Here is an 8,132-nt window from a genome sequence, read left to right as displayed (position 1 = left end):
CGAACTCCACGTCCGCGGCGGGCAGGTCGACTGGGCGACGTACTACGCGAGCACCGGCGCCCAGCGCACCGACCTCCCCACCTACGCCTTCCAGCGCCGGCGCTTCTGGCTCAACGCCTCCTCCCGCGCCCGTACGACCGTCGACGGCCCCGCCATGGACACCGCGTTCTGGGACGCCGTCACCCAAGGCGACGTGGACGCCCTCGCGCAGGCCCTCGCCGTCGGCCCGGACGCCCCCTTCAGCGAGGTGCTCCCGGCCCTCTCCGACTGGCGGCGACGCCGGGACGAGACGGACACCGTGGACTCCTGGCGATATCGCACCACCTGGCAGCGGCTCCCCGGCCACGGCTCCGCCGTACCGGCTCTCCCGGGCGCCTCCCTGCTCGTCGTACCGGACCACGCGGCAGGCGATTCCCTCGCCGACGCCTGCCTCCTCGCCCTCGGCGCCGACCGGGCCACCATCCTCCGGGTGCCGGCCGGACACACGCGTGAGGCGATCGCGCGGCAGCTCCGCGAGCTGCTCGCGGCCCAACCCGCCGGTATCGCCCGCGTACTCTCCCTGCTCCCGCTCGACGAAAGCGATCACCCCGAAGTCCCGGGCGTCCCCGCGGGCTTCGCCGCCTCCGTCGCCCTGGTCCAGGCACTCGGCGACACGGGCCTCGACGCGCCCCTGTGGACCGCCACCCGCGGCGCCGTCGCGGCCTGGTCGTCCGAGCCCGTCGCCAGCGCCGTCCAGGCCATGGCCTGGGGCCTCGGCGGCGTCTTCGGCACGGAGTACCCGCAGAGCTGGGGCGGACTCGTCGACCTCCCCGAGGAGCTCGACCAGCGCGGCCGCGCCGCCCTGCGCCGCGTCCTCGCCCGCACCGAGGACGAGGACCACGTCGCGATCCGCGCCACCGGCACCTACGCCCGCCGCCTCGTCCGCGCCCCGTTCGGCGACGCGGCCGCCGAACTGCCGTGGACCCCGAGCGGAACCGTCCTGGTCACCGGCGGTACCGGCGCTCTCGGCGGGCACGTCGCACGCTGGCTGGCCCGCAATGGTGCCGAACAGCTCATCCTCACCAGCCGCCGTGGTGCCGACGCGCCCGGCGCCGGCGCACTCGTCGCCGAACTGGAAGCCACCGGCTGCCGCGTTCGCCTCGCCGCCTGCGAGGTCGAGGACCGCACCGCCCTCGCCGAACTGCTCGCGTCCGTCCCGGCCGACACCCCGCTCACCGCGGTCGTGCATGCGGCAGCCGCCCTCGACGACGGCCTCATCGACTCGCTGACCCCCGAGCGCCTCGCCTACGCGCTGCGCGCCAAGGTCGACGGCGCGCGCAACCTGCACGAGCTCACCCGCGACCTCGACCTGTCCGCGTTCGTGCTCTTCTCCTCCCTCAGCGGCATCGTCGGAGCACCCGGCCAAGGCAATTACGCCCCGGGCAACGCCTTCCTCGACGCGTTCGCCCGGCAGCGCCGTGCCGCCGGCCTGCCCGCCACCTCGATCGCCTGGGGCCGCTGGGCCGGCGCCGGCCTCGGGGTAGGAGACGCGGAGGAGCGCTTCGAGCGCATCGGCGCGGGCGCGATGGCACCCGAAGCCGCCCTGACCGCGCTGCAGCAGGCGCTGCAGCAGGACGAGACGTTCGTCGTCGTCGCGGACATCCAGTGGCAGCGCATGGTCGCGCACACCCCGACACGCCGCCCGAGCCCGCTGATCCGCGACCTTCCGGACTTCGCCGGCCCGTCCGCGACCGGCACGGCCGACCACGCGCCCGGCGGTCCGGCCCAGCCCTCCCAGACCGCCCGTCTGCTCTCCCTCGCCGCGCCCGAGCGGGCCCGCGCCGTACTCGATCTCGTACTGGCCGAGACCGCGACCGTCCTCGGCCACACCGACGCGGGCAGAATCCCGAGCGACCGCAGCTTCCAGGACCTCGGCTTCAACTCCATGAGCGCCGTGGACCTGCGCAATCACCTGGGCGCCGCCACCGGAATGGTGCTGCCCACGACCCTCGTCTTCGACTACCCCACGCCGAATGCCCTCGCGGCCCACCTCCTCGGTGAACTGGGCGGCTCCGATGCCGAAGCCGGGCCCGCGGGGATCCCGGCCGACGGCGGCCCCGGCGACGACGAGAAGATCGCCATCGTCGGCATGAGCTGCCGCTTCCCCGGCGGAGTCGGCTCCCCCGAGGACCTGTGGAGGATGCTCGCCGCCGGTGCCGACGGCATCACCGGCTTCCCCACCGACCGCGGCTGGGACCTCGACGCCCTGTACGACCCGGAGCGGCGCAGGCCCCACACCTCATACGTCGGCGAGGGCGGATTCCTGCTCGACGCGGCCCGGTTCGACCCCACACTGTTCGGGATCTCGCCGCGTGAGGCCCTGGCCATGGACCCGCAGCAGCGGCTGCTCCTGGAGACCTCGTGGGAGGTGTTCGAGCGCTCCGGGATCGACCCGCTGTCGCTGCGGGGCAGTCGGACCGGCGTCTTCGCCGGCACCAACGGCCAGGACTACGGCGACATCGTCCAGAATGCCGACGACGCGCTCGCCGGACACGGCGTCACCGGAAACCTCGCCAGCGTCCTCTCCGGCCGCGTCTCTTACGCCTTCGGTCTGGAAGGCCCGGCGGTCACCGTCGATACGGCCTGCTCCTCCTCCCTCGTCGCCCTGCACTGGGCGATCCAGGCGCTGCGGGCGGGGGAGTGCGACCTGGCCCTCGCCGGCGGTGTGACGGTGATGTCCACCCCGGCCGGTTTCGTCGAGTTCAGCCGCCAGAACGGCCTGGCCGCCGATGGCCGGGTGAAGGCTTTCGCGGACGCCGCCGACGGCACAGGCTGGGGCGAGGGCGTCGGCCTGCTCCTCGTCGAGCGGCTCTCCGACGCGCGCCGCAACGGCCACCCGGTCCTCGCGATCGTCCGGGGCTCCGCGATCAACCAGGACGGTGCGTCCAACGGCCTCACCGCCCCGAACGGGCCGTCCCAGCAGCGCGTCATCCGTCAAGCCCTCGCCAACGCCGGCCTGACGGGCGGCGACGTCGACGCGGTCGAGGCGCACGGTACGGGTACGAAGCTGGGCGACCCGATCGAGGCGCAGGCGCTGCTCGCCACCTACGGCCAGGACCGTCCAGCGGGGCAGCCGCTGTGGCTCGGCTCGATCAAGTCCAACATCGGCCACACCCAGGCCGCCGCCGGCGTCGCGAGCATCATCAAACTCGTGCTGGCGATGCGGCACGGCGTTCTCCCCCAGACGCTGCACGTCGACAGCCCGACCTCCAAGGTGGACTGGTCGGCGGGTGCGGTGGAGCTGTTGACGGAGGCGCGGGAGTGGCCGGAGGCGGGCGATCGTCCGCGTCGGGCGGGTGTGTCTTCGTTTGGTATCTCCGGTACGAACTCGCACGTGATCCTGGAGGAAGCGCAGGAGGAGTCCCAGTCGGCCGAGGTACCCGTCGCGGACTCGGTGCTCCCGGTGGTGCCGTGGGTGCTGTCGGCGAAGTCGGACCAGTCCTTGTCCGGTCAGGCCGAGCGGCTGCTCGCCCGGATACGAGAGGACGCCGAACTCCCGCTCACAGACGTGGGCCTCACCCTCGCAACGAGCCGAGCCCACCTGGACCGCCGTGCGGTCGTGGTCGGTGAGGACCGCGAGGCGCTGCTGCGGGCGGTCGCGGAGGGCCGCTCGGTCCCGGGTGTGGTGCGTGGTGTGGTCGGGGGTGGTCGTACGGCGTTCCTGTTCTCGGGGCAGGGCTCGCAGCGGGCCGAGATGGGCCGTGAGCTGTATGAGGTGTATCCGGTGTTCGCCGATGCCTTCGACGCCGTCTGCGCGGAGCTGGACCGGCACTTGGACCAGTCGGTCAGGGAGATCGTCTTCGGTGGCTCGGAGCTGATCGACCAGACTGTTTACACGCAGGCGGGTCTGTTCGCGATCGAGGTCGCGCTCTTCCGTCTCTTCGCGCATTGGGGTGTGACGCCGGACTTCCTGCTCGGGCATTCGATCGGTGAGTTGGCGGCTGCGCATGTGGCGGGTGTCTGGTCGCTTCAGGATGCGGCCGCGCTGGTCGCGGCTCGCGGTCGTCTGATGCAGGCGCTGCCTACCGGCGGCGCGATGGTGGCCGTCCAGGCCACCGAGGCCGAGGTCCTTCCCCTCCTCATCGAGGGTGTCTCCATCGCAGCCCTCAACGGCCCCGACTCCGTCGTCATCTCCGGCGACGAAGACGTGGTTCTCGCCATAGCGGCCCGCTTCGAGAAGACGAAGCGGCTCCGGGTCAGCCACGCCTTCCACTCGCCGCGCATGGTGCCCATGCTGGCCGAGTTCAAGGCGGTCGCCGAGGGCCTGACCTTCCACACCCCCCGTATCCCGGTCGTCTCCAACCTCACCGGTGAACTCGCGGGCGAAGAGATGCTGACAGCCGCCTACTGGGTCGACCACGTCCGCCAGACCGTCCGCTTCCTCGACGGGATGCGGCACCTGGAGACCCAGGGCGTCACCACGTACCTGGAGCTGGGTCCGGGCGGGGTCCTCTCCGCGATGGGGCAGTCCTGCGTCACCGAAGACGCGGCGTTCGTTCCGGTCCTGCGCAAGGACCGTCCGGATAGCGATGCCGTGGTCACCGCCCTGGCCGAGCTCCACGTCCGTGGCACGGCCGTCGACTGGACGGCGTACTACGAAGGGACCGACGCGCGCCTCATCGACCTGCCCACGTACGCCTTCCAGCACGAGCGTTACTGGCCGGCGCCGCCCGAGGCGGCCCCCGGGGCCACGGCCGCCGATCCGGTGGACGCGGACTTCTGGGATGCCGTCGAGCGTGCGGACCTCTCGGCGCTCTCCAGTGAGTTGGAGCTGTCGGCGGACGCCCCGTTGGGCGAGGTGCTGCCCGCGCTGTCCTCGTGGCGGCGCCGTCGGCGCCGGGCTTCGGAGGTCGATGGGTGGCGTTATCGCGTCGCCTGGAAGCTCGTACAGCCGCCAGCCGGCAGGCTGTCCGGTCGTTGGCTGCTCGTCGTGCCCGAGGCCGGTGCCGCGGACGTCGCCGACTGGTGCGAGGAAGGTCTCGCCACCGCCGGAGCCGAGGTCGTACGTCTCACCGCCGGGGCGGATGTCTCGTACGGGAACGACGCAGCGGGTGTCGTCTCGCTGCTGGGGCTGGAGGACACGACCCTTGATCAGGGTGTGTCTCCGGGGCTTGCGGCGACGTTGACGCTGGTTCGGCAGTTGGGCGCGGCGGGGGTCGAGGCGCCGCTGTGGTGCCTGACCCGGGGTGCGGTGTCGGTCGGTGCCTCCGACCCGTTGCGGAGTCCCGCCCAGACCCAGGTCTGGGGGCTGGGCCGGGTGGCGGCGTTGGAGTTCCCGCGCCGCTGGGGTGGACTCATCGATCTGCCCGAGGCGCTCGATGCGCGGACGTGGACACGTACGGCCGCCGTTCTGGCCGGAGAGTCGGGTGAGGACCAGGTCGCCGTGCGCGCGTCAGGTGCCTTCGCCCGCCGTGTCGTACGCGCCGCGGCCGGCGGTGCTCGCGCCGACTGGCGGGCCCGTGGCACGGTCCTGATCACCGGTGGTACCGGTGGCCTGGGCGCCCGGGTGGCCCGCTGGGCCGCCGCCAACGGCGCCGAACACCTGGTACTGACCAGCCGCCGCGGACCCCACGCACCCGGCGCCACCGAACTGCGCGACGAGCTCGCCGCCGCGGGCGTACGGGTGACAGTCGCGGCCTGCGACGTCACCGACCGCGCGGCCCTCACCCGCCTGGTCGCCGGCCTCCAGGCCGACGGCACCCCGGTCCGTACCGTCGTCCACGCCGCCGGCATCGGCCAGATCATGCCGCTCGCCGAGATCGGTACCGCCGAACTGGCCGATGTGCTGCACGCGAAGGTGACCGGAGCGGCCAACTTGGACGCCGTCTTCTCCGACCCCGAGTCCGACCTCGACGCGTTCATCCTCTTCTCTTCCATCGCGGGAGTCTGGGGCAGTGGCGGGCAGGCCGGTTACGCCGCCGCCAACGCCTATCTCGACGCCCTCGCGGAGGAGCGCCGAGGCCGCGGCCTCACCGCCACCTCCCTCGCCTGGGGCCCCTGGGCCGGTGGCGGACTGGTCACCGCCGAGGGCGAGGAACAGCTCGGCCGTCGCGGCCTGCCCGTCATGGACCCGGAGAGCGCCCTGACGGCGCTCGGCCAGGCGCTGGCCGGCGACGAGACCAGCCTGGCCGTCGCCGACGTCACCTGGGACCGCTTCGCACCCGCGTTCACGGCCATGCGGCTCAGCCCGCTCCTCGGCGGGATCCCCGACGTCGCCCGCCTGTACGAGACGGCCGACGCGGCCGCCGGCGACGCCGGCACGCGTACGACGGGGAACGGCCGCCCGGAACTCGTCGACCGGCTGCACGGACTCGACCCGGCAGACGCCCACGCGGCCCTTCTCGACCTGGTCCGCACACACGCGGCAGCCGTCCTGGACCACAGCGACCCTTCCGCCATTCCCGTCACCACCGCCTTCCGCGACCTGGGCTTCGACTCCCTCACCGCCGTCGAGCTGCGCAATCGCCTGGCCCACGAGACCGGGCTTCAGCTGCCCGCCACCCTGGTATTCGACTACCCGGCTGCCAACGGCCTGGCCGGCCACCTCGTCGACCAGATCCTGGACCAGGGCGCCGCCCCCGAGGCGCCCCAGGCGGCACAGAGCCGATCCGACGACGACCCGATCGCGATCGTCGCTATGAGCTGCCGCCTGCCGGGAGACGTACGGTCCCCAGACCAGCTGTGGGAGCTCGTCCGTACCGACGGCGACGGCATCACCGGCTTCCCGACCGACCGCGGCTGGGAGAACGCACCCTCCGGCGGCCTCGGTACGGACGTCGAGTTCGCCCGCGCCGGAGGATTCCTCCACGACGCCGGACACTTCGACCCGGACTTCTTCGGGATCTCGCCGCGCGAGGCCCTCGCGATGGACCCGCAGCAGCGGCTCCTCCTCGAGACCTCCTGGGAGGTCTTCGAGCGGGCCGGCATCGACCCCGTGTCCGTACGCGGCAGCCGGACAGGCGTCTTCGCCGGTGGTTGCAGCCAGGGTTACGGTGCCGGAGCCCTCGCCCAGGGCGAGGAAGGCGTCAGCGGGCAGCTGCTGACCGGAACGGCCACCAGCGTGCTGTCGGGCCGCGTGTCCTACGCCCTCGGCCTGGAAGGTCCTGCGGTCACGGTCGACACCGCCTGCTCGTCCTCGCTGGTCGCGCTGCATCTGGCGGCGCAGGCGCTGCGGGCGGGGGAGTGCGACCTCGCCCTCGCGGGCGGTGTGACCGTCATGGCCACGCCCAGCGGCTTCGTCGAGTTCAGCCGGCAGGGCGGCCTGGCCGCCGACGGCCGCTGCAAGTCCTTCGCGGAGGGCGCGGACGGCACGGGCTGGTCCGAGGGCGTCGGAATGCTCCTCGTCGAGCGGCTCTCGGACGCGCGCCGCAAGGGCCACCAGGTCCTCGCGATCGTCCGGGGCTCCGCGATCAACCAGGACGGTGCGTCCAACGGCCTGACCGCCCCGAACGGCCTCTCGCAGCAGCGGGTGATCCGCCAGGCGCTGGCCAACGCGGGTCTGGCCGCGGGTGACGTGGACGCGGTGGAGGCGCACGGGACGGGTACGAAGCTGGGCGACCCGATCGAGGCGCAGGCGCTGCTGTCGACGTACGGTCAGGACCGTCCGGTCGACCGGACGTTGTGGCTGGGGTCCTTGAAGTCGAACATCGGTCACACGCAGGCGGCGGCGGGTGTCGCCGGGATCATCAAAATGGTCATGGCGATGCGCCACGGCGTCATGCCGCCCACGCTGCATGTCGATGAGCCGTCCACGCACGTGGACTGGTCGGCGGGTGCGGTGGAGCTGTTGACGGAGGCGCGGGAGTGGCCGGAGGCGGGTGATCGTCCGCGTCGGGCGGGTGTGTCTTCGTTCGGTATCTCCGGTACGAACGCGCATGTGATCCTGGAGCAGCCGCAGGAGTCCGAGCCGGCCGAGGTACCGGTCGTGGAGTCGGTGCTGCCGGTGGTGCCGTGGGTGCTGTCAGCCAAGTCCGAAGGGGCCCTGGCGGGCCAGGCCGGGCGACTGCTGGCACAGGTCCGGGAGAACGCCGGTCTGTCGCCGCTGGACATCGGCTACTCGCTCGCTGTGACCCGGACGGCGTTCGAGCACCGTG

General features: G+C 72.8%; 1 protein-coding gene. It reads left to right on the top strand.

What is annotated here, in order from left to right; all coding sequences use genetic code 11:
* Positions 1-8,132: type I polyketide synthase (locus ACFYPC_RS36915; RefSeq protein WP_391891721.1), on the top strand; the 8,132-nt coding region annotated here is incomplete at both ends.

This window comes from Streptomyces sp. NPDC005808 (genome assembly GCF_042871385.1).
In the GTDB taxonomy this organism is placed as follows: Bacteria; Actinomycetota; Actinomycetes; order Streptomycetales; family Streptomycetaceae; genus Streptomyces.
The sequence above is the reverse complement of the archived record's forward strand: the minus strand, read 5'-3'. Positions and strand labels throughout refer to the sequence as shown.